At 63.6% G+C, this 23,994-nt stretch carries 24 protein-coding genes and 2 pseudogenes; 5 read left to right on the forward strand and 21 right to left on the reverse strand.

What is annotated here, in order from left to right; genetic code table 11:
* Positions 1–14: 14 nt before the first annotated feature.
* The 4 genes from EYE42_RS11960 to EYE42_RS11975 all read right to left on the reverse strand — a co-directional run bounded on the left by EYE42_RS11960 (position 15) and on the right by EYE42_RS11975 (position 1,652).
* Complete coding sequence (locus EYE42_RS11960; RefSeq protein ID WP_130991566.1) at positions 15–470, reverse strand: c-type cytochrome; 456 nt, start codon at positions 468–470, stop codon at positions 15–17.
* 4 nt (positions 471–474) lie between these two features.
* Positions 475–954, reverse strand: a complete 480-nt coding sequence (locus tag EYE42_RS11965) for a DUF411 domain-containing protein (protein ID WP_130991567.1) — start codon at positions 952–954, stop codon at positions 475–477.
* 93 nt (positions 955–1,047) lie between these two features.
* A complete protein-coding gene (locus EYE42_RS11970; RefSeq protein ID WP_130991568.1) occupies positions 1,048–1,371 on the reverse strand; it encodes a hypothetical protein in 324 nt (107 codons plus the stop codon).
* Positions 1,371–1,652 (reverse strand): metal-sensitive transcriptional regulator, encoded by a 282-nt coding sequence (locus tag EYE42_RS11975; protein WP_130991569.1) that lies wholly within the window; start codon positions 1,650–1,652, stop codon positions 1,371–1,373. The genes EYE42_RS11970 and EYE42_RS11975 overlap by 1 nt, the downstream gene beginning before the upstream one ends.
* A 100-nt stretch (positions 1,653–1,752) precedes the next feature.
* Between EYE42_RS11975 and EYE42_RS11980 the strand changes: the two genes are divergently transcribed.
* From EYE42_RS11980 to EYE42_RS11990, 3 genes are all read left to right on the forward strand, one after another.
* Positions 1,753–4,116, forward strand: a complete 2,364-nt coding sequence (locus EYE42_RS11980) for a heavy metal translocating P-type ATPase (protein WP_211657942.1) — start codon at positions 1,753–1,755, stop codon at positions 4,114–4,116.
* A gap of 263 nt (positions 4,117–4,379) precedes the next feature.
* Complete coding sequence (locus EYE42_RS11985) at positions 4,380–4,607, forward strand: hypothetical protein (protein ID WP_170309507.1); 228 nt, start codon at positions 4,380–4,382, stop codon at positions 4,605–4,607.
* Between the two features lie 97 nt (positions 4,608–4,704).
* Positions 4,705–5,238: a DUF3489 domain-containing protein gene (locus EYE42_RS11990; RefSeq protein WP_130991570.1), complete on the forward strand. Its 534-nt coding sequence runs from the start codon at positions 4,705–4,707 to the stop codon at positions 5,236–5,238.
* A 200-nt stretch (positions 5,239–5,438) separates the two neighbouring features.
* On the opposite strand, the gene EYE42_RS11995 is transcribed toward EYE42_RS11990, so the two are convergent.
* The 16 genes and pseudogenes from EYE42_RS11995 to EYE42_RS16105 all read right to left on the reverse strand — a co-directional run bounded on the left by EYE42_RS11995 (position 5,439) and on the right by EYE42_RS16105 (position 18,595).
* Positions 5,439–5,783 carry a type II toxin-antitoxin system RelE/ParE family toxin gene (locus EYE42_RS11995; protein ID WP_130991571.1) on the reverse strand — a complete coding sequence of 115 codons (345 nt, stop codon included), beginning with the start codon at positions 5,781–5,783 and terminating at the stop codon, positions 5,439–5,441.
* A complete protein-coding gene (locus tag EYE42_RS12000) occupies positions 5,783–6,040 on the reverse strand; it encodes a type II toxin-antitoxin system ParD family antitoxin (protein WP_130991572.1) in 258 nt (85 codons plus the stop codon). The genes EYE42_RS11995 and EYE42_RS12000 overlap by 1 nt, the downstream gene beginning before the upstream one ends.
* A gap of 79 nt (positions 6,041–6,119) precedes the next feature.
* Positions 6,120–6,290 (reverse strand): annotated as a pseudogene (locus tag EYE42_RS12005) (ParB N-terminal domain-containing protein); the annotation flags it as partial.
* 332 nt (positions 6,291–6,622) lie between these two features.
* Positions 6,623–7,600 (reverse strand): hypothetical protein, encoded by a 978-nt coding sequence (locus EYE42_RS12010; RefSeq protein ID WP_130991573.1) that lies wholly within the window; start codon positions 7,598–7,600, stop codon positions 6,623–6,625.
* 72 nt (positions 7,601–7,672) lie between these two features.
* Positions 7,673–10,804, reverse strand: coding sequence for a type I restriction endonuclease subunit R (locus EYE42_RS12015; protein WP_130991574.1), 3,132 nt, complete (start codon positions 10,802–10,804; stop codon positions 7,673–7,675).
* On the reverse strand, positions 10,804–11,565 hold the full coding sequence (locus tag EYE42_RS12020) for an abortive infection family protein (RefSeq protein ID WP_130991575.1): 762 nt from the start codon (positions 11,563–11,565) through the stop codon (positions 10,804–10,806). The genes EYE42_RS12015 and EYE42_RS12020 overlap by 1 nt, the downstream gene beginning before the upstream one ends.
* 15 nt (positions 11,566–11,580) lie before the next feature.
* Entirely contained in the window at positions 11,581–12,012 is a 432-nt protein-coding gene (locus tag EYE42_RS12025; protein ID WP_130991576.1) for a hypothetical protein, read from the reverse strand.
* The gene (locus EYE42_RS12030; protein WP_130991577.1) at positions 12,009–13,313 is read right to left on the reverse strand and encodes a restriction endonuclease subunit S; all 1,305 of its coding nucleotides are present in this window, start codon (positions 13,311–13,313) and stop codon (positions 12,009–12,011) included. Before EYE42_RS12030 ends, EYE42_RS12025 begins: the two co-directional genes overlap by 4 nt.
* The gene (locus tag EYE42_RS12035) at positions 13,310–14,848 is read right to left on the reverse strand and encodes a class I SAM-dependent DNA methyltransferase (RefSeq protein ID WP_130991578.1); all 1,539 of its coding nucleotides are present in this window, start codon (positions 14,846–14,848) and stop codon (positions 13,310–13,312) included. Before EYE42_RS12035 ends, EYE42_RS12030 begins: the two co-directional genes overlap by 4 nt.
* A 64-nt stretch (positions 14,849–14,912) precedes the next feature.
* Entirely contained in the window at positions 14,913–15,587 is a 675-nt protein-coding gene (locus EYE42_RS12040; protein ID WP_130991579.1) for a hypothetical protein, read from the reverse strand.
* Positions 15,584–15,973: a hypothetical protein gene (locus EYE42_RS12045; protein WP_246020783.1), complete on the reverse strand. Its 390-nt coding sequence runs from the start codon at positions 15,971–15,973 to the stop codon at positions 15,584–15,586. The genes EYE42_RS12040 and EYE42_RS12045 overlap by 4 nt, the downstream gene beginning before the upstream one ends.
* 241 nt (positions 15,974–16,214) lie before the next feature.
* Positions 16,215–16,667 (reverse strand): annotated as a pseudogene (locus EYE42_RS12050) (DNA cytosine methyltransferase); the annotation flags it as partial.
* 5 nt (positions 16,668–16,672) lie between these two features.
* A complete protein-coding gene (locus tag EYE42_RS12055; protein ID WP_130991580.1) occupies positions 16,673–17,683 on the reverse strand; it encodes a helix-turn-helix domain-containing protein in 1,011 nt (336 codons plus the stop codon).
* Positions 17,680–18,075 (reverse strand): VRR-NUC domain-containing protein, encoded by a 396-nt coding sequence (locus EYE42_RS12060; RefSeq protein WP_130991581.1) that lies wholly within the window; start codon positions 18,073–18,075, stop codon positions 17,680–17,682. Before EYE42_RS12060 ends, EYE42_RS12055 begins: the two co-directional genes overlap by 4 nt.
* Positions 18,072–18,353, reverse strand: a complete 282-nt coding sequence (locus EYE42_RS12065; RefSeq protein ID WP_130991582.1) for a hypothetical protein — start codon at positions 18,351–18,353, stop codon at positions 18,072–18,074. The genes EYE42_RS12060 and EYE42_RS12065 overlap by 4 nt, the downstream gene beginning before the upstream one ends.
* Positions 18,350–18,595, reverse strand: a complete 246-nt coding sequence (locus EYE42_RS16105; RefSeq protein ID WP_170309508.1) for a helix-turn-helix transcriptional regulator — start codon at positions 18,593–18,595, stop codon at positions 18,350–18,352. Before EYE42_RS16105 ends, EYE42_RS12065 begins: the two co-directional genes overlap by 4 nt.
* 442 nt (positions 18,596–19,037) lie before the next feature.
* Here EYE42_RS16105 and EYE42_RS12075 point away from each other — a divergent pair, with 442 nt between their 5' ends.
* Positions 19,038–19,634 carry a hypothetical protein gene (locus EYE42_RS12075; protein ID WP_130991583.1) on the forward strand — a complete coding sequence of 199 codons (597 nt, stop codon included), beginning with the start codon at positions 19,038–19,040 and terminating at the stop codon, positions 19,632–19,634.
* A gap of 35 nt (positions 19,635–19,669) precedes the next feature.
* On the opposite strand, the gene EYE42_RS12080 is transcribed toward EYE42_RS12075, so the two are convergent.
* Positions 19,670–20,929 carry a tyrosine-type recombinase/integrase gene (locus EYE42_RS12080; protein ID WP_130991584.1) on the reverse strand — a complete coding sequence of 420 codons (1,260 nt, stop codon included), beginning with the start codon at positions 20,927–20,929 and terminating at the stop codon, positions 19,670–19,672.
* Positions 20,930–21,289: 360 nt separating this feature from the next.
* Here EYE42_RS12080 and EYE42_RS12085 point away from each other — a divergent pair, with 360 nt between their 5' ends.
* Positions 21,290–23,878 carry a DEAD/DEAH box helicase gene (locus tag EYE42_RS12085; protein ID WP_130991585.1) on the forward strand — a complete coding sequence of 863 codons (2,589 nt, stop codon included), beginning with the start codon at positions 21,290–21,292 and terminating at the stop codon, positions 23,876–23,878.
* The last annotated feature ends 116 nt before the right edge of the window (positions 23,879–23,994 follow it).

Below are 23,994 nucleotides of genomic sequence, written 5' to 3' on the forward strand. Positions count from 1 at the left end.
ATCGCGCTTGGGTGTTACGGCGCGCTGTCTTTGGTGATGCGGCTCTGGATTGCGCGCTCGCGTTCCGGCCAGGTGGATTTGATATAGGCCAGAACGGCGGCGATTTCGGCGTCGCTCATGACATCGCCGAAGCCGGGCATGTCGCTTTCATAGCCATCACCGACCACGGCGGCGGTGCCGTCGCGGATGATCTGTACCAGAAGCGCGTCGGCGTGATGCCATGTGTGGCCGGTCTCGTCATGCGGGGGCGCCGGATAGCGGCCATTTGCGAGCGGGGTCTGCCAGTCCGGCTGGCCTTCCAGATCGGCGCCGTGGCAACTGGCGCAGTTTTCGGCGTAGAGCCGCTGGCCAAGCGTTATCACGGCCTGATCCTGCGCGGCTGTTCCGGTGGCCCCGCTGCCGCGCCAGAGGATCAGGATCGCAGCGGCCAGACCGACCGCTGCGATGAGGATGAGTGCGTTGCGCCCCATTTTGCTACCCGCCCAGCGGAAAGGCGCGCCCGTCACCGGCAATACCACCCCAGGCGATGACCTCAGCGGTGGCCTCGACCCCGCCGCCCATGCCCGGCGATCCGGCGGGCATCCCCGGCACGGCGATTCCCGTGATGTCCAGGCGCTGTTCCAGAAGCTGCCTTATGGCCGCGAAGGGCACATGGCCCTCGACGATATAGCCGCCGATCCGGGTCGTGTGGCAGGACCACAGGTTTTCGGGCACGGCGGCATCGCGCTTCATGCCGACATAATCGCCGGTTTCGGTCGTCTCGACCTCGAAACCGGCCTCGATGGCCAGATCGGCCCAGGCGCCGCAGCAGCCGCAGCCGGGGTCCTTGGTGACACTCATCAGGTTCAGCTTTTCGTCCGAATCGGTGGCGGCAAAGGCAAGGTTAGAGCTTGTCGATAGCATCGCGGCGACCGCAAGGATCGCCCCGCGACGCGAGAGGTTAGGGTTGCTCATGTCTGATTTCCTTCAGAATATTGCGCGCCGCAGGGTCGCTCACCTCTGTCGTGGCGCATTTGATCAGCTTGTGACCCCTCGGGTCTTACTCGGTCAGAGAGCAGCGGATCGCGGAGGGGGCAGCGGAAAACGCGGCCTGGCGGATTTCATATCCACCAGTGGAGGAATGTGCCGGATTCGGCGTGGCGACCGGGCCGCATCCGGCGTGACCTCGGTATGGCCGAGCGCGGCACAGGCCGCACAGTCGCCATGTGGAGAGTCGCGCTGCGGGGTGCAGCATTCATGCGCGGCTGGCGACAGGGATGTTTCGACCTTCGAGGCCGTCGGCGATGCTTCAGACGAGGCGGCGCCCGTCAGGGCCAGCGGCATCATCACCGCCAGCATGACAGCAAGCAGGGCCGACAGCAGGAACCGCATCAGTCGCGCACCTTTTCCATCAGTTCGACGACCTCGCGGAACATCACCCGCTGACGGTCCTGATCGCCGGATTGGATCGCGTCTTCCATGCAGCTTCGCGCGTGATCATCGATCAGCAAGCGTTCGACGCCGCGCAGGGCAGACCGGATGGCGGCGGTCTGGTTCAGGATGTCGACGCAATAGCGCCCATCCTCGACCATGCGCGACACGCCCTGCACCTGACCGTTCAGGCGGGAAAGCCGCTTCAGGATCGCGTCTCGGTTCTGCTTGTCATGCGCCAAGGAGGGCTCCGATCTTCAACATCCGCGGCTTGTGCTATACCCTCAAGGGGTATAGAGCAAGTCTGATATACCCCCTATAGGTATCTGCCGGGAGAGAGTCATGGACCACAAGCACGATCATTCGCATCGGCATCACGATCACGGAACACACGGTGGCGCACCGGCACAGGCTGATCCCGGCAAGGCCATCGACCCGGTTTGCGGCATGCAGGTGACGATCAAGCCCGAGGCGCGGCACCGCGACTATGAGGGACAGACCTTCTATTTTTGCTCGGACGGTTGCCAGTCGAAGTTCGACGGCGATCCGTGGTTCTACGCCTCGGGCGCGGCGGCCAAGGCCGACAAATCCGCGCCGGCAGGCACGCAGTGGACTTGCCCGATGCATCCCGAGATCGTCCGCGACGAACCCGGTGCCTGTCCGATCTGTGGCATGGCGCTGGAGCCGATGATCCCCTCGGATGAACCCAGCCATGAACTGACTGATTTCACCTGGCGGCTCTGGGTCAGCGTGGCCGCCGCCGTGCCGCTGCTGATCCTGACCATGGGCGAGATGGTGGGCATCCCGGTCCGTGACTGGATCGGGCACCGCACCGCCGTATGGCTAGAGTTCCTGCTGGCCACGCCCATCGTGCTCTGGGCGGCGCGGCCCTTCTTTCAGCGCGGGTTGGATTCCTTCAAAAACCGCTCGCCGAACATGTGGACGCTGATCTCGCTGGGGGTCGGCGCGGCCTATCTCTATTCGCTGTTCGCGACCTTCCTGCCGGGTATCTTTCCCGAGGAATACCGGATGGGCGGCATGGTCGGCACCTATTACGAGGCTGCCGTGGTCATCGTTGCCCTGGTCTTTGTCGGGCAGGTGCTGGAACTGCGCGCGCGCGAACGCACAGGCGATGCGATCCGGGCACTGATGGATCTGGCACCCAAGACGGCGCGGCGCATCCTGCCTGATGGCAGCGAATATGATGCGCCGCTGGAAAACATCATGGCGGGCGACATGTTGCGGGTGCGGCCCGGCGACAGCGTGCCGGTCGATGGCGAGGTGGTCGAAGGGCGCTCATCGGTCGATGAAAGCATGATCACGGGTGAGCCGGTGCCGGTCGAAAAGGTGTCAGGCGACCGTGTGACAGGCGGCACGATTAATAAGAACGGCTCATTGTCGATCCGCGCCACCGATGTCGGTGCCGATACGGTGCTGTCGCAGATCGTGCAGATGGTCGCGGGGGCGCGGCGGTCCAAGGCGCCTATTCAGGGGCTGGCCGACAGGGTTTCCGCGATCTTCGTGCCGACCGTCGTGGTGATCGCCATCGCGGCCTTTTTCGTCTGGCTGATCTTCGGCCCCAGCCCGTCCTATATCTTCGCCGTCGCCTCGGCGGTCTCGGTGCTGATCATCGCCTGTCCCTGTGCGCTTGGGCTGGCGACGCCGATTTCCATCACCACGGCGGCGGGGCGTGGGGCGCAGGCCGGTGTGCTGGTCAAGAATGCCGAGGCGCTGGAACTGATGGCCGATGTCGACACCCTGATCGTCGACAAGACCGGCACCCTGACCGAAGGCAAGCCCGCGCTGACCGATGTGACCAGCTTCGGTGACGTGCCCGAGGATGAGTTGTTGGCCGCCGCCGCCGCGCTGGAACGCGCATCCGAACACCCGCTGGCAGAGGCGATTGTCGAGGGCGCGAAGGCGCGCGGGTTGAGCCTTGGCAATGGCGAGGAGTTCGAGGCCATCACCGGCAAGGGGGTGATCGGCAAGGTAGATGGCCGGGACGTGGCGCTTGGCAACAACGCGCTGATGACCTCGCTTGGCATCGACTGCGACACGGGCGAGGACACCGCCGATCGTCTGCGCGGTGAAGGCAAGACCGCCATGTTTGTGGCGCGTGATGGCAGGCTGGCGGGGCTGGTCGCCGTGGCCGACCCGATCAAGCCCACCGCCGAGGCGGCGATCCGTGAGCTGCACGATCTGGGCATCAAGGTGATCATGGCAACCGGCGACAATGAACGCACGGCGCAGGCCGTGGCCAGCCGGTTGGGCATCGACGAGGTCCGCGCCGGAATGCTGCCTGAAGGCAAGAAGGACCTGATCGACGCACTCCGCGGCAAGGGGAACAAGGTCGCCATGGCGGGCGACGGGGTAAACGACGCACCGGCGTTGGCTGCGGCGGATGTCGGTATCGCCATGGGCACCGGCGCCGATGTGGCGGTCGAAAGCGCCGGGCTGACCCTGCTGGGCGGCGACCTGACAGGCATTGTCCGCGCCCGCAAGCTGGCCGTGGCCACCATGCGCAATATCCGACAGAATCTGTTCTTTGCTTTCATCTATAACGCAGCCGGGATCCCGGTGGCGGCAGGGATGCTCTATCCGGTCTTTGGCCTGCTGCTATCGCCGATGATCGCGGCGGCGGCCATGTCGCTGTCCTCGGTCTCGGTCATCGCCAATGCGTTGCGGCTGAAGCGGGTGAAGCTATAGAGGGCGATTGTGTACGATCAGATTTCCGCCGAGACAAGTGGCAGCCCATTCTCCTTCTGAATTGCGATCTGACGGTCGCGCTGTCGGTGCTGCCCGACAGCCCGGCATGGGCCGCATAGGCCCGTTCACTCATGCCCTGCATGTCGGGCTCCGAAGATGATGGTGATGTGCATCAGAAAGCACTGTTATTGCTCCGAATTCTCTACACTTCAGGGCGCACGAGAGCGATGCTGCATCAACGAAACGCTGCACCGGAGACCGAAATGACCCGCAAACCCGCCCGTATCAATGACGCCGCCCTCGGCGCCTTCATCGCGAAAAAGGCCGAGATCGACTCGATGCTGGCCCGGTTGCAGGCCTTCAGCGAGGACCATTTCGGGGCGGACCCGGATCAGGTGAACTGGGGCGACCTCGGCAGTCTCGAGTATCAGGCCCATCTGCTGAAACAGATCAGCGATTTTACCTTCGGCGAGGGCGAACACGCGGCCTGACGCACGGATTCGAACCGACGGCCCAGCCCCGCCGAGAGCGGGGCCCGGCTCCGTAGAAGCCGACCGCGACCTGCGGCGGCGATGCACGGAGCCCACTATGACGAAACTCACCGACACTCAGATCCTGATCCTGACCCGCGCCAGCGTCCGGCCGGGCAATCTCGCCCTGCCGCTGCCCAAGGGGCTGCATGGCGCCTCCGCGAAGATGGCCATCGGCCGGATGGCAAAACTCGGCTTCATCGAGGAGGTCGAAGCCAACCTCCGGCGTAACGAACCGCTCTGGCGCGAAACCGGCGATGGGCATGGTACCACGCTGATCGCCACCGATGCCGGGCTGGACGCCATCGGCATCGATCCTGTTCTGGTCGGGACCATGGCCGGATTACGCGACGCGAAGCCCGAGGTCATCGTCGCTGTCAAGCGCCCCGGCACGAAACAGGCCCAGCTGATCGCCATGCTGCAGCGCCCTGAAGGCGCGACCATCGCCGAGATCGCAGGGAAACTGGAGTGGCGGTCGCACTCCATTCGGGGCGCGATCTCCGGATCGCTGAAAAAGAAGCTTGGCCTGCGGGTGATAGCCGAGGAATGCCCGGCTCGGGGTCGGGTCTATAAAATTTGCCCTGCCGGGTGATCATTGCGGCCACCGCGCTTCCAGGGTGTCAGGGCACGGCATCATCAATTCCTCGCTCGACGCCTGCCAGCTGCTTTCTGTGCGTAGCGCAGGATGGCTTTGACGCTGGTCGAGGTCCGTTGGTGAAGGATGGAAGAGGTGTGCTGGGGAGATTCACGGTTCGCGCAGATGGTGATTGCAGCCTGCAGGACGATCTCACGCTACTGATTTCGATCGCCTGTCGCGACCGTCAGATTGGCCAGCCGGCGTGGCAGGTCGGATCGGGCATGCAGAAAATCGATGATGATCACTTGCTCCGCCTCTTCGATAAAGACGACGAAATGCTGGCCTGCACGCGCGAAACGCAGATCTTCTTTGAGAGCCGGGTCAATCAGCCGTCGGCAATCCTGTGATACTGCGCTTCCCGCCGCGATCTCACGGCAGATGGCGATCAGATCCTCCTCATAGGCTGTGGCCTGCCGCAACCCAAAGGTTTCGACTGTCCATCGGGCAATGTCGATCAGCGAAGCTTCTGCAGCCCGCGTCAGACGCCAGGGTTTCGGCATCAGGATATTTCACGTGCGGTCGCAAAGGCGCGACGGATGGCATCCTCACCACTGCCCTCAGCCAGATCGCCTCGTCGTGCCTGCTCCAGCCCTTCCTCCAGTCGGGCGCGCAGGTCGCCAAATTCGGCTTCTTCGCGCTCCAGCAGCCGCAGACCGGCCCGCAGCGCTTCGGAGGCGTTCTGATAGCGCCCGGAGGCGACCAGCCGGTCAACAAGATCGGATTGGGTATCGGTCAGAACGACGTTTCGCGTGACCATGTGTATCTCCATGCAGGCGATTGGCAATATATGCCATTGTGTGCTTGATGTCGATACGGCCCTCATCAGGCTTTACTCTCAAATTGCCATCGTCCCCGACCATGCATGGCACGGTCCAGCCGAAGCGGGCCATGCTGGCGGCAATGCGTGCCACCTGATCGGGCGCGTGCATCTTCGCGTTCCGGGCATAGGGGCGCAGGCGCTCGATCGGCCAGAACTCGATCTGGCGCGGCGCGAAGGTGAGGTCCATGGGGCAGGGTGGTCCTGTGGTTTTTGGTGGCTTCGGGCGGGGTGGATCCCGGTGGATTCCGACGTGGTGGATTCCCACTGGATTCCGCAAACTGGATTCCGGTGGATTCCGGTCTGGCCACCGAGGAATCCACCCTGCGGCGGCGCTCAAAGCCTTGTTTTATTGGCCAAAACGGCGCGCCGTTGGCTCAGGTGGCTTCCCCCTGGCTTCCCCGGTGAAAATGCCTGACGCTGGCAATCTTCTGCGCTGCGCCCCCCCGCATACGTTTAGGGCAAGGGAGGAACCATTGGGAGGGGAGGTCAGCCCGAACCCGACGTTGACGTGCAAACCGGTCAGAACGGAATCTCGTCAGGCAACGCGTCGAGCTTCGGCAGGGCGTTCGCTGGAAGGGGAATGTTGTAGGTCACGTAAAGGTTCAGGATGTCTTCGCGGTCCATGAACATTATCTGGCTGCGCTTTGACGCGTCGAGCTTTCCTCCCAGCCAGTTGCGCGCTTGCTTCGTTATGATGCCACCTGCGACGATAAAAGCATGGTCGATGAGGGCCTTCTTGCTCGTTTCCGGATCGAAAATCTCGTGCCCCATCATCATCAAGACCTGTTGGTAAATCTCCGCAATATTGGCGTTCGATCCCTTCGTCATTCCTGCTGAGTCAAGCTTACCCTTCTTCGCCTGAATGCCGAAGTACAGGACATGCTGGGTGGGCAGCACAAAGCGCATCCAGACGTCCTTGCCATACTCGAGGGCCTTGTCGGCGTGACCAGCGGCCGTGAGGCGGTGAAAGCCAAGTTGCCTAAACAAGGGCAACAGGATTTCCTCGATCAACTCGTCCTCGCTGCATGTGTCGAGATAAGCGTTCAGCTGCCTCTTACGTTCTGTTTCCTTGGGGGTTAGGGGGCGGTGGGGGTTGGTCGCCGTCGACACTGTTTTGCTGCCTATGTGCCGAACCTGCAGCGTTTGCTCTTCGTCATAATAGGCTTCGTAGCCTTCCCTCGTTAGGGGCTCATTCAGCGAAGCCAAGGCGTTACTGCGGTCAAGGTCGCCGTCTTCAGCCTCGCGTGGGTCCATCAGGGTCCGAAGCAAAACGACAAAGCGTGTTGGCAGCTGGAAGGCGGCAGGTTGCGGTTCTTCCAAGAGTTCTTCGAGGCGTTGTGAAGTCCAAATCGCACGTGTGCTGCCATCGTGAACGAAGTCGAGATCGCACTCTTCGAAAAAACTGGTAATGAAAAAGCTGGACCGACGAGGAAAATAGGCCGCGTCACCAATGACCATTTCGGCAATCGCACGAAGGTTGCGCGGTTTGAACTTCATGCAGCTAGCCCTCTCAGCTCTACGTCAGTTATAGTTAAGGGTGGTTTTCGCCGCCGCACTATGGGATTTTTATCAACTGGAAACTTCTGACAGCATGGCCTCCGCCTGAGCCAGGACACCCCGAACGGCAGCGTCCTCTAGGTCCGGCGGATAGCCGTACTTCCGCAGGATTCGCTTCACGAGAACGCGTAGGCGTGCCCGTGCGCTGTCACGGTGCGCCCAGTCGATGCTGACATTGGCCTTGAGACCCTTAAGCAACTCGTGGGCGATGATCTTCAACTGGTCATTGCCGAGGATATCGACAGCGCTCTGGTTGTCGGCCAGCGCGTCGTAGAAGGCGATCTCGTCCGGCGTCAGCCCGGTTTCCCCGCCACGGTTCCGCGCCTCGCGGACTTCCTTCGCAAGCGCGATCAGTTCCTGCAGCACCTCCACGGTGCTGACGGCATTGGTGTGATAGCGCGAGATCGCCTCTTCCAGCCGCTCCGAGAACTTCCGGGTCTCGATCACATTCGACCGACTGCGCGACCTGATCTCGTCGTTCAGTAGCTTCCGCAGGGCCTCGAGGGCCAGGTTCTTCTTCTCCATCTGCCCGACCTCAGCCAGGAACTCGTCCGACAGGATCGAAATGTCCGGAGACGAAAGCCCGGCCGCCGAGAGGATGTCGACGATCTCGGTCGAGGCGACCGCGCCATTCACGATCTGGCGGATCGCAAGGTCGCGGTCGGCGGCCGACCGGCCCGAGGTGTCGGACGCCTTCACCATGGCGGCGCGCACGGTCTGGAAGAAACCGACCTCGTCGCGGACCTCGCGCGCCACATCGCTGGCAGAACTGAGCGCAAAGGCCTTGGAGAGTGCCAGCACCGCGTCCTGATAGCGCCGATGCGCGGCCTTCTTGGTCTCCTTGTCGGTTTCGCGCCGCGCAGCCGCATCTTGTTTCGCGAGAATCCAGTCAAGCGCCTCAGCAAGCGCGACGAGGCGCTGATGCGGCGTGCCGGTCAGCCCCTTGGAATAGTCGAAGCCGTGGAACATGGCACGCACGACGTCCAGGCGCTCCAGCAGGGCGGCGACGGCCTCGGCCTCGTCGATCCCGGCCTGCTCTTGGTCCGAGCTGGAATACTGGCCCAGCGCGGATTTCAGGTTCTGGGCAATGCCGATGTAGTCGACAATCAGCCCCGCCGGTTTGTCGCGGAACACGCGGTTCACCCGGGCGATGGCCTGCATCAAGCCGTGGCCGCGCATCGGCTTGTCGATATACATCGTGTGCATCGAGGGCGCGTCGAAGCCGGTCAGCCACATGTCGCGGACGATCACCAGCTTCAACGGGTCTTTCGGATCCTTCGCCCGCTTGGCCAGCAGATCACGCCGGGCCTTGCCACCGATGTGAGGTTGCCAGGTTTCGGGGTCCGAGGCAGAGCCGGTCATAACGATCTTTGCGAGCCCGGCGTTGTCGTCATCCGAATGCCATTCGGGCCGCAGTGCGGCGATCTGGTCGTAGAGGTCGACACAGATGCGGCGGCTCATGCAGACGACCATGGCCTTGCCGTCCATGGCCTGGACGCGCGCTTCGAAATGGGCCACCAGATCCTCGGCGACCATCGCCAGACGCTTCTGAGACCCGACCAGCGCCTCGACATTGGACCATTTGCGCTTCAGCCGTTCCTGTTCGCTGACTGCCTCGTCCTCGGTCAGCTCCTCGATCTCGGCATCCACCTTGGGCTTTTCGGCATCGGGCAGTTCAATCCGGGCAAGACGGGACTCATAGTAAATCGGCACCGTCGCCCCGTCCTCAACGGCGCGGCTGATGTCGTAGACGTCGATGTAATGGCCGAAGACGGCCGGCGTGTTCACGTCATCCTGCTCGATCGGTGTGCCGGTGAAGCCGATGAAGGAGGCATTGGGCAGCGCGTCGCGCAGGTGCTTGGCGAAGCCATAGGCGATCTCGCCGGTCTTCTCGATCCGCGCCTTGAAGCCATACTGGCTGCGGTGGGCCTCATCGGTGATCACCACGACATTGCGGCGATCGGTCAGCTGCGGGTACGCTTCGCCCTTCTCGGGGGCGAATTTCTGGATCGTGGTGAAGATCACCCCACCGGAGGCGCGTGACAGCGTATTCATCAGATCTTCGCGGCTGTCGGCCTGCACCGGGGTCTGGCGGATCAGGTCGCGGCACATGGAGAAGGTACCGAACAGCTGGTCGTCGAGATCGTTGCGGTCGGTGATCACCACGATGGTGGGGTTTTCCATCGCCGGTTCGCGCACCAGCTGCCCGGCATAGAAGGCCATCAGCAAACTCTTGCCCGATCCTTGCGTGTGCCAGATCACCCCGGCCTTGCGGTCGCCTTCCGACCGGCTGGCCTCGATCGTGCTGGTGACAGCCCGTTTCACGGCATGGAACTGGTGATAGCCGGCGATGATCTTGACGACGCCACCGCCTGCGTCGCCGAAGACCGTGAAGTCCCGCATCAGGGAGAGCAGACGCTCACGGGCAAAGACTCCCTCGATCAGCACCGACATTTCCGGGGCGCCCTTGGGCGCCACGTCGCTGCCGTCGGTGGTGCGCCAGGGCATGAAGCGTTCGAGGTCGGCGGTCAGCGAACCGACGCGCGCCTGGATGCCGTCGGTCGTGACCAGCACCGCATTGGTACGGAATAGCGACGGGATCTGCGCCTTGTAGGTTTGCAATTGGTTGAATGCCGCGCCAAGCGTTGCGGCCTCGGCGCCGGGTTTCTTCACCTCGATCACGGCGACGGCTACGCCGTTCAGGAACACCACCACATCTGGACGGCGGTTGTTGCCGTTCTCGATCACCGTGAACTGCGCGATGGCCAGCCAGTCGTTCAGCCGGTCCCCTGCATCCACCAGCCGCACAGCATCGCCGCGGATCGTGCCATCCTCGGCTCGGTATTCCACCGGCACGCCCTCGACTACGAAGCGGTGCAGGCGGCGGTTTTCCTCAATTAGCGAGGGGCGTTGGCTGGCGATCACCAGGCGCAGGGCATCCTCGCGCGCGTCCTCCGGGATCTGCGGGTTCAGCCGAGCAATGGCTGCGCGTAACCGGCCGGACAGGATGGTGTCGGAATAGGCCTCGCGTTCGGGCGCGGACCCGTCAGGGCCGGAAACCGCGTCGTTCAGGCAGGCATAGCCCAGTCCCGCAAGTTGATCGAGCAGGACGGCTTCGACCTCGGCCTCGGTCAGTGGCGCCATCAGGCTGCCTCCTCCTCGTCGTCCTCCGCTGGAGGCAGCGAGGCGTCGCGGCACAGACTCAGCACATATTTGTAGGCTTCACGATCTACGCCAAATAGAAGGCGGGAGGGCTCTACCGTGAGGTCGAGCGTTTCGTCTCCCGGAAGCCGTAGCGTAATTGCCAGCCACCCGTCTTCATTGCCTGCAGCTTCTGCCTCGACGTGAAAATCAATGAGGGCATTTGACTTGGGAAGGCGTTCGTACGGCTCAAGCGTCGTGACAGGGTCGGGTTCGCGCTCGAGGTAAGCTTCATGCAGGAAGGTGACGAGGGCATCTGCGGCAAGCACTGCGGCCCGCCGGTGATGTGCCGAGAGCTTGTGTGCGAACCCTTCCTTTCCGTGGCTGATTGGCCCTGCCATATTCCGGAAGTGACCCAATGCGTCGACCAGCTTGAAATGCTGCGACAGAAGCTTGCTGAACGGATCGTCGCGGCTTTCTGTCAGGTTGAGCAAGCGCAGTGCGCCGGAGACCCAATCCTTGAAACCCGGGGTGTCTGCCTTAATAGGGCTGTCCTTCCAATCCTTGATCGGGTTGGACGGATCATCGAGGTTTTCGATGATCACGCGGCAAGCGCATTCGACGAGGCCCTTCGACGCGTCGATACAGGCATCGTGACCTTCGGCAAAGGTCTGTTGCAAGGTATCGAACGTTTGCTGCAGCATCGGCGCATGGTTCCAATGCTCGCAGAATCTCTCAATGCCTGGATACCAATCGCTACTCATGCACCTGGCGCTCCATCATTCGCTCCGGCGCCCTTGCCGCTGCGTTTGCATGACGGCCGACAAGACAACGTCCAGGTCGGCCATGCTGCGCAGGGTAAAGCGGACCAGATCGGCCTTACCGAGCATGCCCATATCTTTCAAAGCGGAATGACGGCCATATTGCTTGCCGCCACCTTTTGCCGAAGTCTTGTAGAGGTCCGCTTTGGAATAGGGCTCTGCAACCAGAGTACCTTCGGGGATCGAGGCAACCTGCGCGGTCAGCACCCATAGATGCGGCTCGGTGTCGGGGTGCTTTTCGAACATCAGCTCGATCGGCGCGTCGTGGTGCGACCGCATCTTGTACCTGTTGGCGTAGGCAGCTTGATGGCCTAGGCGATGTTCGTCGGCGATGCTGTCCAGCCGGGTGACGATAGCCCGCTTGAGATTGGCCCGTGCAATATCGGTCATGCGTGCTCTGCCTTGTGGCTGTCGAGGTCGGCCACCCGCAACTCCCCTGACATCAGACGCGGCAGCAGGAGGTCGCCGGTCTGGGCGAGGGTGCGGGATTCATGCACGTTTGCCAAAATCTTGTCGAACATCGGCGATACTGCATCCTCGAACGCATCCAGAACCCTGTCGGATGGCATCGGCAAAGACAACGACTCGAACGTCTGCCTCGTGATCGTGGAAAAGACCGAACCGTGAGCCATTGCCTGCAACTGGCTAACCATGTTCTGGGCAATCAGGTAGCTGGCATAATCCCCAACCGAACCCGCCCCGCGCAGGCCGTAGCAGGACTGATTGAAGGTCATTTCGCGGCTCGCGACAGCAAGATTGCCGACCGTTCCACGGGCAGAGATGATGGTCGTTCCCTTCGGCACCAGACGCGCCGAGCTTCCATTCAGGCCGGCGTCAGAGATGGTCTTTTCGGTATAGGTCACGAAGACACTGCCATTGGGCGGGGTGTCGGTCACCGAGAACCATGGGATCGGACCGTCCCAAAAGTCCGTGATCGAGGTTTTCGGTGTCCCCCCACCGATGATCGAGAAGAACTCGGTCAGCGGCTTCTCTTCCCACCCCTCCGGCTTGCCCTCGGCGTCGAGGCGGTCGGGGAAGAGGGACCAGAGGTCGGGGGAGAAGTAGGGTTCGCGGCCTTCCATCTTGGCGCGGGTGGGGCCGAAATCGACGAACCAGTCGCGGAACAACGCCCGCGCTATGGCCTCTAGCGTGGCGTTCATCTTCCGGTTCAACTCGATCTTGTCATCCAGCGCCCCGAGGGTGGCGGCGATGGTCTCACGTTCAGGAGCTGGAGGCATGACAATCGGAAGACTGGCCAGATCGCGAAGGTTCAGCGTCGCTTGGACCGTCGTATTCAGACGGTCTTGGATGTGTGCCCGTGCTGGCCCACCCTTCAACGCAAGGCGTATCCAGTAGGGGCCGATATCTTTCTTTACCGGAATTACCGCAACGGCGCGGGCAACGTTCCAGCCTGCAAGACTTGAATCGACGATCGCGGTCTGGCCAACCGTGCCGACGATGCTCATTATGAGTTCGCCGCCGCGCAGACGCGTCCGAGCGTGTGCGGCTTCGATTGCCGGTGCAACGCGCAACGGCTTCGACATCTCTACGATCTCACCCTTGAGGTCGCTCACCCGGACTATCGGGATGCCATCCGGTTGATGCTCGCCTGGCTGAACAATGCCGTATGATATGCCTCGGGCTGCATCGACAAGGCCACCGAGTTTTTCGACGGACCAATCTGGCGTCATGACCCAATCCCCGCCAGCCTAGCCCGGATCGTCGCCGTCAATTCCTCGGCCTCGGCGAACTGCCCCTCCAGCGTCGCCTGCAATCCCGCGAAACGCTCAGCAAAGGGCGTGTCGTCCTCCTCCGCCGCCTCAGTCCCGACATAGCGGCCCGGCGTCAGGACGTGGCCGTGGGACCGGATGTCCTCAATGCTCGCCGACCTGCAGAAGCCCGGTACGTCGGCGTAGCCCTCGCCCAGCCGCCAGGCGTGATAGGTGTCGGCAATCCGCTCGATGTCGGCGTCCGAGAACTCTTTCCGGGTGCGGTCCACCATGAAGCCCAGCTTGCGGGCGTCTATGAACAGCACCTCGCCCCGCCGGTCGCGCAGCTTGCCGTCACGGGCAATGCCGTTCGACTTGTCCCGCGCCAGAAACCACAGGCAGGCCGGAATCTGCGTGGAATAGAACAGCTGCCCCGGCAGGGCGATCATGCAGTCCACGACCTCGCCCTCGATCATCGCCTTCCTGATCTCGCCCTCGCCCGACTGGGTCGAGGACATCGAGCCATTGGCCAGCACCACCCCGGCCGTGCCGGTTGGCGACAGGTGATGCAGGATATGCTGCAGCCAGGCGAAGTTGGCATTGCCCGCAGGCGGAATGCCGTATTTCCAGCGGGCATCCTCGCGCAGCCGCTCGCCGCCCCAGTCCGAGATGTTGAAGGGCGGGTTGGCCAGGATCATCTCGGCGCGCAGGTCAGGCAATTCATCCTTGTGGAAGCTGCCCTCCGAGTTCCAGCGGATATCGGCGTCAATCCCGCGCACAGCGAGGTTCATCTTGCACAGCCGCCATGTGGTGTAGTTGCTCTCCTGCCCGTAGATGGCGATGTCGCCCAGCCGGCCGCCATGCGCCTCGACGAACTTTTCCGACTGCACGAACATGCCGCCCGAGCCGCAGCAGGGGTCATAGACGCGGCCTTTGTAAGGCTCCAGCATCTCGACCATGGTTCGCACGACCGAGCGCGGGGTGTAGAACTCGCCGCCGCGCTTGCCCTCACTGCCTGCGAACTGGCCGAGGAAATACTCATAGACGCGGCCGAGCAGGTCGCGGGCCTTGTCCTTGCCCTCGCCCAGCGCGATGCCCGAGATCAGGTCGATCAATTCGCCCAGCATGACGGCGTTCAACGCCGGACGGCCGTAGTCCTTGGGCAGCACGCCCTTGAGCGACGGGTTGACCTTCTCGATGGCGATCATCGCCTCGTCAATCAACTTGCCGATGGTCGTCTGCTTGGCGTGGGCCTGCAGATGCGACCAGCGCGCCTCCTGCGGCACCCAGAATATGTTGTCGGCGAGGTATTCGTCGGGGTCCTCGGCGCCCTCGGGATACTCCGCCAGCAGCGCCTGGCGCTTGAGTTCGAACCCGTCCGAGATGTGCTTGAGGAAGATCAGGCCAAGGGCGACGTGCTTGTAGTCCGACGGCTCCATGTTGCCGCGCAGTTTGTCGGCGGCTTTGAACAGGCTGGTTTCAATGCCGAGGTCGGAGCCGTTGTCTGCTGATGCCATTGATGAATCTGCCCCTGAGAATACGGGTCGGACCGTATTTCAGCCGGCAGGCGGAATCCAGCCGCTAACCGCGGCCGGATGGTCGCACCTCCCACGGCCGCGCCCTCGGCATCGCCGCCGTCACGTCGATGTCCCGCAGCATCCCGCCGGCAATCAGCCCGTCACGGATCCAGCCGAGCGCCTGCAACCATTCGTCATAGGCGCGGCGCGCGGCCTCGATCTGCTGCGGGTGGGGGCGGAAGGTGACCGGGCAGGCCAGCAACTCGACCGTACGCCACTTGCCGCGAGTCACGATGCGCTCGGTGCCAACGACGATGGTGGTGGCCCGCTCGCCATGCTGGTTGCGCTTCACCTCGAGCGGCACGCAGCGCGTGACGGCACTGGGCATCCAGTCCGGCGTCAGCCCGGCGCGCGCCAGCTCGGCGATGCGGATCGCCATGCGTTTGCCGCCGAGGCTGTCAGGGACCCCGGCGACGGTGGCGGCGATCACCTCGGCGTCCTCGTGGGTGTAGCCGCCGATCTTGTGCTGGCCGCCGTCGATCTTGCAGCCCAGCGCCGCGCGCTGCAGCAGGACGTATTCGAGACCGAAGCCGAAGCTTTCCTCGGTTACGTTCCGGGGCAGGGGCAGTTCCAGTTGTGCCTTCTCGACCCGGAACGCCCATTCCAGCGCCGCCTGCACGCCCAGCGCCCGTTTGACCCTTGTGCCGCGTGCGCGGCCGATCTGTTTGTGGAAACTCATGGCTGCAATCCGTCAAAGAGGGTCATCTGCGCCAGGCGCTGGGCCGCATCCGTCGGCCGCCAGATCCACGGGCCCGAAGCCATGGGCAGCTGCGAGAGAGCGCCACGCATGTGCCGCTGCCAGCGGGTGAACTCCGTTCCCGAGCAGGCGCAGAGCGCGTGCCCGATGGGCCAGCCCATCAGCCATCCGACGAAGAGCGGGTTCAGCCGCCGCCGCGACCGACCCTTCAGGATCCGCCGCGAGACGGCGCGCCCATGCGAGGCAATCATCGAAGCCCAGAGCGGGCGCGAGATCGGGGCGTGCTGCGAGAACCGCGGCCCATCCGGCGAGATCATCGGGCCCGGGCGGGTGAAGCCCTGCTCCGCCCGGTAGTGCAGCAGGTCCATCCGGGACTTGCCGTCGGCACGGGTGATGCTGGTCGCGCTCGATCCCTTCCAGTTCTGCGCGGCCGGGGTCGGCCACTGGTCCGGCAGCGCCCGGAAGATGCCCGGCACCAGCTCGTCGGCCTTCCGGGTGAGGTCGCTGTTCCCGGCCGGGTCGTCGCTCGCGGTCCCTGGATGCAGGCTCGTCAGTGCGGGCGAGGATGAAGATCCGCAGTCGCTGATGCGGCGCGCCGACCTCTGCCGCGCTGAACAGGCCTGCCGCAGGCGTGTAGCCCATGCTCCAAATCTCTCGGAGGACGGACTCGAGCCCGAGGGTGACGTGTCCGGCGACGTTTTCGAGGAAGACCCATTCGGGTCGGCATTCCCCGATGACGCGGGCCACGTCGAGCCAGAGGTGGCGGGGATCACCGGCGCCCTCACGCTTGCCGGCCGCGCTGAAGGGCTGGCAGGGATAGCCGGCGAGCACGATGTCGAAGGCGCCGCGGAAGGGGCGTGCATCGAAGCAGCGCAGGTCGGTCCAGACTGGCGCCGGGGCGAAATACCCGGCGCGCTGGGCGGCGATGAGGACGGCGCGGGGCCAGTCTTCCCATTCCACGGAGGCGCGGGTGTGATAGCCGGACTCGGCGAGCATGAGGCCCAGATCCAAGCCTCCGCCGCCTGCGCAGAGGGATAGTCCGTGCCGGGGACGTGACACCATGCCATTCACCGCACCCCTCGCGCCCGCAAGCGTTCGGCCGTGACCAGACCCCGGCTCAGCATTGCCACGCGCATGGTGTTGCTGATGGTGTTGGCGGGGAGGTACCGGTCCGAATTCACCAACTCGGCGTAGAAGGCCGCGAGTTCGTCGGTGCTGGGACGAGGGCCAGCGTCGCGCTTGCCCCTTCGTGGGGATTTCCGGCCGCCGGTATCTGCAGCTATCTGCGCATCGCGCCGGGCGGCGCGTTCCATGGCGCGATCGAGAGCCTTGGGTCCGTCGGGCGGGTCGGGATGATCGCGCCGCGTTGCAGTGGCGATCTCGATGATCCGGTCCTCGGTCAGCCCGAGGTCATCGATCCATCGGCGCACATGCAGCCGGGCAGGCCAGCCCTGCCACCAGGCGGGAAGCGTGGCGTCGAGATCGAGGCCCAGCGCACCCAGAAGCTCGGCGAAGAATCGATCGAAATCGGCCTCGCGCGCCTGCGCGTCCTCCTCCTCCTTTACTGGTTCTCTTAAAGGTTCTCTTACAAGGTTAGTGTCCGAAATCCGGACACGGCTTTCGGTATTTTCCGGACACGGCTCGCGGTGAAAATCGGACACGGCTCCGACGCCGATCCCGTGTATGATTTCCGGACACGGGTCAGCCGGATCTCCGCTGCGGGGGGAGGGATCACCATCACCGACGAAGGGCAAATCTCCGTGTCCGGATTCCGGACATGGCTCAGGATCACGAGGGGCGATGCCCTCCTCGAACCCCAGGATGTAGCGGGTCGGCATCTGCCGTTTGGTCACTGGATCGACCCGGGCCACCCGGCGCAGCAGTTGCGCGACCTCGAGCCGGTCCAAGTGGTCGTTCAGGGTGGACCGGCTGATCTCGCAATCCTCGGCCAGCCGGGCTTGCGAGGGGAAGCAGCCGTAGTCCGGATTGAACCGGTCGCACAGATGCCAGAGCACGATCTTGGTTGTGGGCTTCAGCCCGCGCTGCTGGATGGCCCAGTTGGTGGCGGCATGGCTCATGGCGCGACCCTCCGCGCCGGGAGCTGCACGCGGCTGGTGAAGCCGTGATCGGCCAGAGCGCCCAGCGCGTCGTCGACCGAGCGCACCAGCGCCCAGCCGAAGCCTTGGGCGCCGACCGTGTCGCGGAAGACCTCCTGCGATTTCCGCAACCGGCCGGTCGGGCTCTTGACCTCGAGGAACAGCACGCGGCCACCGGAGATGACGATCAGGTCGGCGAAGCCTGCGTGGACGCCCATGCCGACGAGGATCGCCTGACGCCTGGCGCCGCGCGGCCCGGCCTCGGTGACCTCGTTGGCGCAATGGTGGACGATGGCGTCGCGGGGCAGGGCGAAGCGCAGTGCCTGCACGATGGCGCGCTGGATGTCGGCCTCGGGGGTGCTGCGGCGGTTCATGCGGCACCGCCGGGCCGAAAGGTTGACGTGGTAGTGGCGTGCAGCGGACTGGAATCGCGCAGCCGCAAGAGATCGTGGGCTCGGGCGCGCTCGGCGTCGTCGTCGCTCTGATCGGCGACCACCAGGGCGGCAAGCGTCACCAGCGTGATGGAGTGATCTGCAGCTTCGCTGAGAATGCTGCGCGCTTCCGTCAGCCGTGCCTGCCGCCACTGCGCGAAAGGAGCGCCCAAGTTTGGCTTTGCGGCGGGACAGTGAATGGTGCGGGAGGTGCAGGTCATTTCCGACCTCCGGCCATGCGGGCCCGCGGCATCTCCTGCGCCGCCAGCCAGTCCTGCACGGCCCGCCGCCGGTAGAGCACCGTGCGGCCTGCCCGCACGCAGGGCGGACCGAAACGCCGCGCCTCCCAGCGCCCCAGCGTGTCGACCGTTACGCCCAGCGCATCGGCCAGTTCCTTGCGGGTGATCCAGCCCGAGAGCAGCGCGGTGCTGGCCGCCTCCGGTTCAGTCTGTGGTTGAGTCATCTCTGCCTCCTGATTGCCGTCCCGGATGGGCGGCCGTCGTCAGGCAGCGAGAGCAGACCGGCGGGGGTGGCGGGGTGGCGCAGGGTGGCGGTCATTTGCCGGGACCAGCGCCACCCCATGTTTCATGGGGTTTTCAGCATCAGTGCGCCGGTGCGACGCCGAGTCGCAGCGTTGCGCCACCCGCGGGCAGGCGAGTTGATTTGTGTTTCTGGTTTGTTCTTGCTTTTCATCCGAAGGGCGAGTGGTTCGCGCGACCGATGTGAGAGGGGAGCAGAGATGGCTGAGATCGTTTTCAAGCGCGCCTGATCGTTCCCGACAGGCTGCCGCGGCGGATTTTCCGCGCGGTTGACCCCCAATTTTCCGACTACCAGGCCCGGGGCTGCCTCTGACAGGAGCGCGGAGCGATGGCCTGTTTCAAGACACCACAGAAAGGAATTGAGGCATGGCATTGCCGCCTCGCGTCTATTTCACATTGCATGAAACCGCCGCCCGCTGGGACTGCACCCTTGCCGATATCGCCGGCTGGGCATCGGTCGGGCGGTTTGACATCGTGACCGCCATCGCACCCGTGACCGTGGGCATGCAGAAGGTCTCGGGCTTTGTCGCTGTGTCGGTAACGGACATCCTGCACATGTTCCGCCGTTGTGGAACGGGGCCGACCATCAGTCGGTTGTGGCAGGTCCGCCCATTGGGCCAAACTGAGTGGGTGCACTTGCCGGAGCACCGGACCGGAATCGAGGTCACGCTCGCGGACCTGCTGATCATGGCCGAGGACGTGCGCCGGTTCGAGACGGATTGCGATCTGCTGCGCCGCCCGGCTTCCCATATCGGATCCACGGCGCGCTACGACTGGGACGGGATGTATATCGCGCTGATGGTGCGGATGCACGATCAGGGCCTGCCCGCCACGCAGGCCGAATGGCTGGGCGAGGTGCAGGAGTGGTTCGTCGCCACAAGCGAGAGCGGCGAGGTGCCGGATGAACGCACCATCCGCCGCAGGCTCACCCCGATCTGGAAAGCACTGCGGGGATCCTGTTGATCATCAGCATGGGAAGCGGTTGGTCGCGCAGCGGGTCAGGCCGACTTCCGCGCCTCATCGGCATCATGCACCAGCTTGGGCCGGGGCCGGAAGGCGCTGGCCACCGCGTCGACGCCCGCCCGCAGGGGCGAGTCCATCAGGTGCGCATAACGCTGGGTGGTCTGCATCTGGCTGTGACCCAGCAGCTTGCCGATCATTTCCAGCGAGGCGCCGCCGCTGACGAGGAGCGAGGCAAAGGTGTGCCGCAGGTCGTGGATCCTCACGTCGGGGATGCCGACCGTCTTCTGGATTGCCGCCCAGAAGCAGCGTATTTCCTTCACCGGCTGGCCGGGCACATCGCCGGGAAACAGCAGCGCGCAGCCGCGCGGCACCAGCAACTGGCGCTGCCGCACGATCGCCGCCGCCTCGTCGGAGATCGGCAGGCGGTGAATCTTGCGCTGCTTGGTCATGCTGGCGGGCTTCGTCCAGCTCAGGTGATCGAGGTTGAAATGCTCGAAGCGCGCCTGCCGGACCTCGCCGACCCGCGCGCCGGTCAGCATGCAAAGCCGGATGATGTCGGCCGCGCGGCGGTCCTCGGCCACGTCCAGCGCTTCGGCCAGCCTGCGGATTTCCTCGGGGCTCATGAAGCGCTCGCGCGGGTTCTCGATCCGGCGGCGGAAGCCCGAAGCCGGGTTGTCCTCCCGCCAGCCCCAGCTGACCGCATAGGTGAACATCTTGCGCAGCACCTCGCCGGTGCGGTTGGCGCGCACCGGAGTGGGCTTCGCCCCCTGCAGCTTCCGCGCCCGGTTGTTCGGCTTGGCCTTGGACGGCCGGGCCCGCCCTTCCGCCACCTTGTTCAGCAGCCTTTCGACATCATAGGGGGTGATTTCCGTGACCAGCCTGTTGCTCCAGTCCGGCGCCACCATCTTCGCCAGCATCGACCTCTGATCGGAGGCGTTGCGATCAGACAGGTTCGGCAGGTGCACCTCAGTGTAGCGCGCGATCAGGTCCTTGAACCGTGGGGCATCGCGGCCGATTTCCTTCTGGCCCAGCGGGTCGCCCCCGGCGTCGATCTCGCGCCGCAGCTCCTTCGCCCGCTCCCGCGCCGCCGTGGTCGACCATTCGGGCCAGCGCCCGATAGTCATCCGCCGCTGCCGCCCCGCATGGCGGTAGTCGATGGTGAAGGCCCGGTTCCCGGATCGATAGATGCAGACGGCGAAGCCGCGCACCTCGGTGTCGAAGATCTGGTAGTCACGTCCCGCAGCCGGATCGGCCTCGCGGACGGTTTTCTCGTTCAAACGCAGTCGGTTGACCATGCAACTCACCCTTCAGTCGTCATCCCATGAGGCGTGGATTCGCGCCCCAGGCAAGCAACGCATGACGACAAGGGTGGCGGGGTGGCGCAGGGTGGCGGTCATCTGGCGGGGCGCGCCACCCGGAGGCGGTTGTCGGCGAAAGCGGATGTCCATTGCGACTTAGAGTACCACCTGACCATGGCCGTTAGCCGACGGTCCTCGTTAAGCAGAGCCTAGGAAAAAGAGCGCATCGCCTGACAGGCTCCAACGGGGCTTCTGCTCCGTCGACTCCGATGGATTTTCAGCGCGAGGTGAATCCGCGCTGCCACTGGCCACCTTTCCGACCGCCTGCTAAAGGCGATACCGCGAGGAGAAGAAGCAATGGCATTCAAAAGCGCGGCCCCTACTGAGATCGTCCCTGCGAGCCCGGAGGAAATCCTTCTTACACTCCCTCGTCGCACGATCCCCGGCGTCTTGCTGCATCAAGGCGAGATTATGCGGAGCTATGCCGCGCAAGCAGTGGCCGACGCCGATGTTGCCTTGCAGCTTCCGACTGGAAGCGGGAAGACCTTGGTTGGGCTGATGATCGCCGAGTGGCGCCGCCGCAAGTTCAAGGAACGGGTGGTCTATCTATGCCCCACCAAGCAGCTTGTGAACCAGGCAGTGGAGCAGGCCCGCACCCAGTACGGACTGACAGTAAACGGCTTCACGGGAGGCAAGCGAGATTACGATCCACAAGCGCGCGCCGAGTATCAGAATGCCGATCGCGTCGCCGTGACAACCTACAATTCGCTCTTTAACACCAATCCGTTCTTCTCTGATCCAGACGTCATCATTATCGACGATGCACATGCGGCCGAAAATTATATCGGCGAGATGTGGACGCTTCGTGTTCAGCGGACAAAGCAGCCGCATCGCGCGCTTTTTGAAGCGCTCACCGGTGTGTTGCGCCCGCATTTGGATGCATATGATTTTTCGCGGTTGACCGGACGATGGGACAGCAATCCAGAAGACCGGCGCTGGGTGGACAAGCTCCCAACTCCGATCTTTGCAGAAATTGCGGATGAACTCACGGCAGTAATCGACGCCCATGCCGAAGAGCTGGACATTCGGTGGGCATGGTCGATGATCCGAAGTCATCTTGCCGCATGCCATTTGTACATATCTGCAACCGAACTGCTCATCCGTCCCCTGCTGGCACCGACATGGCAGCACGGTCCCTACCTTAATGCGCGGCAGCGCATATTCATGTCCGCCACGCTCGGTGCGGGGGGAGATCTAGAGCGCCTCACGGGTCGCAACAACATCAAGCGCTTAAATGTTCCGGAGGGCTGGGACCGTCAGGGTATTGGTCGCCGGTTCTTCATCTTTCCGGACAGTTCACTTAAGGCCGATGACGTGGCGACGCTGCGTCACCAATTAATGCAGCGTGCGGGGCGAAGTCTCGTTCTCGTGCCCAGTGATCAGCAGGCCGAGGAGATTAGGGAAGACATCAAAAATAATCTCGGATTTTCCACGTTCAGCGCTGACGACATAGAAGAGTCGAAGCAGCCGTTCGTTACCGCTCCGCAGGCAGTAGCTGTAATTGCGAATCGATATGATGGCATCGACTTTCCCGGCAAAGATTGCCGCCTGCTCTTCATTGAGGGGCTGCCCCGCGCCGCCAATCTCCAAGAACGCTTCATCATGCTCCGGATGGGGGCATCCCAGCTCTTCAACGACCGCGTGCAAACGCGCGTGCTGCAGGCGATTGGCCGCTGCACACGTTCGCTAGAGGACTACTCCGCCGTGGTTGTTTCCGGCGAGGAGTTGCCCGATTATCTGGCAGATCGGCGGCGGCGCGTTCATTTGCACCCCGAACTCCAAGCCGAACTCGAATTCGGCAATGAGCAGTCGATCGGCACTACCATGGCCGACATTACCGAAAATCTAGAGATATTTCTGGCGAATGACGCCCGATGGGATGCAGCGAACAACGACGTTCTTCGGAAACGCGCCGCGGCGGTGCAGCAGCCGTTTCCGGCACTGGGGGAGCTGCAAGCGATTGTCGGTCGGGAGATCGAGTATCAGGGCCGCCTCTGGAAGGGCGATTACGAAGGAGCCCTCGAAGCCGCGGAAGCCGTGCTAGGCGGGCTCACGGATCCGGATTTGCGGGGCTACCGGGCGCTTTGGCACTATCTGGCTGGATCAGCAGCGTGGTATGGTGAGCGCGCGGGTATCGCATCGCTTGGCGTTAAGGCCCGTGGCCACTTCAACCATTCGAAGCGGGCTGCCGCCGACCTGCCTTGGTTGGTTAAATTGGCGCGCTATCAAGCTGCCGGGGAGCCGCCCGTCGGCCGCAGCCCTCGGCTGCTCCGTCAAATCGAGCGCGTCGAGGGTGTGCTCGAACGGCTCGGCACGGTGACCGACCGGAAGTTCAATGAACGAGAGCGGGATATCCTACATGGGCTCGCCTCCAGTGAAGGATTCGAGCAGGCGCAGGTGCGCCTTGGGGAGATGCTGGGCTTTAGTGCCGGAAAGCGTGAGGTCGACGCATCGCCCGACCCTTGGTGGGTGGCGGACGATCTGTGCTTCGTATTCGAGGATCATGCTGGCGCGTCTAATGACGTACTTGACGCGACCAAGGCGCGACAGGCGGCCTCGCATCCCAACTGGATCCGGGATCATGTCCCTCTGCCGGACGATGCGACGATTCTGTCGGTGCTGGTCACGCCAGTGACCAAGGCCAAGTCGGGGGCCGTCCCCCATCTCCACTCCGTTACGCTCTGGGAGATAGAGTCGTTTCGGCATTGGGCGAAGCAGGCACTCCAGACGATGCGCGAGTTGAGGCGAACCTTCGGCCAAGCCGGCGACCTGGTCTGGCGAGCGGAGGCCGCGGAGCGCTTCGAACAGGCCGGGCTGGGTGCCGATCAGATTTACAGGTGGCTGAAGGAGCGAAGTGCTAGCAGTATCCTGCAGAGCGTTCCCTGAACGATGATGGTAAGCCCGCTTCCGCTGCGAATTTGAAATCAGGGACGGCCGGAGCGATCTGCTCGTCCATTCTCGCTTCCTTCGATGTTTTTTCAAGCGGACGGACAGTTGTGTCT

Source organism: Paracoccus subflavus, assembly GCF_004310345.1.
Lineage (GTDB): Bacteria > Pseudomonadota > Alphaproteobacteria > Rhodobacterales > Rhodobacteraceae > Paracoccus > Paracoccus subflavus.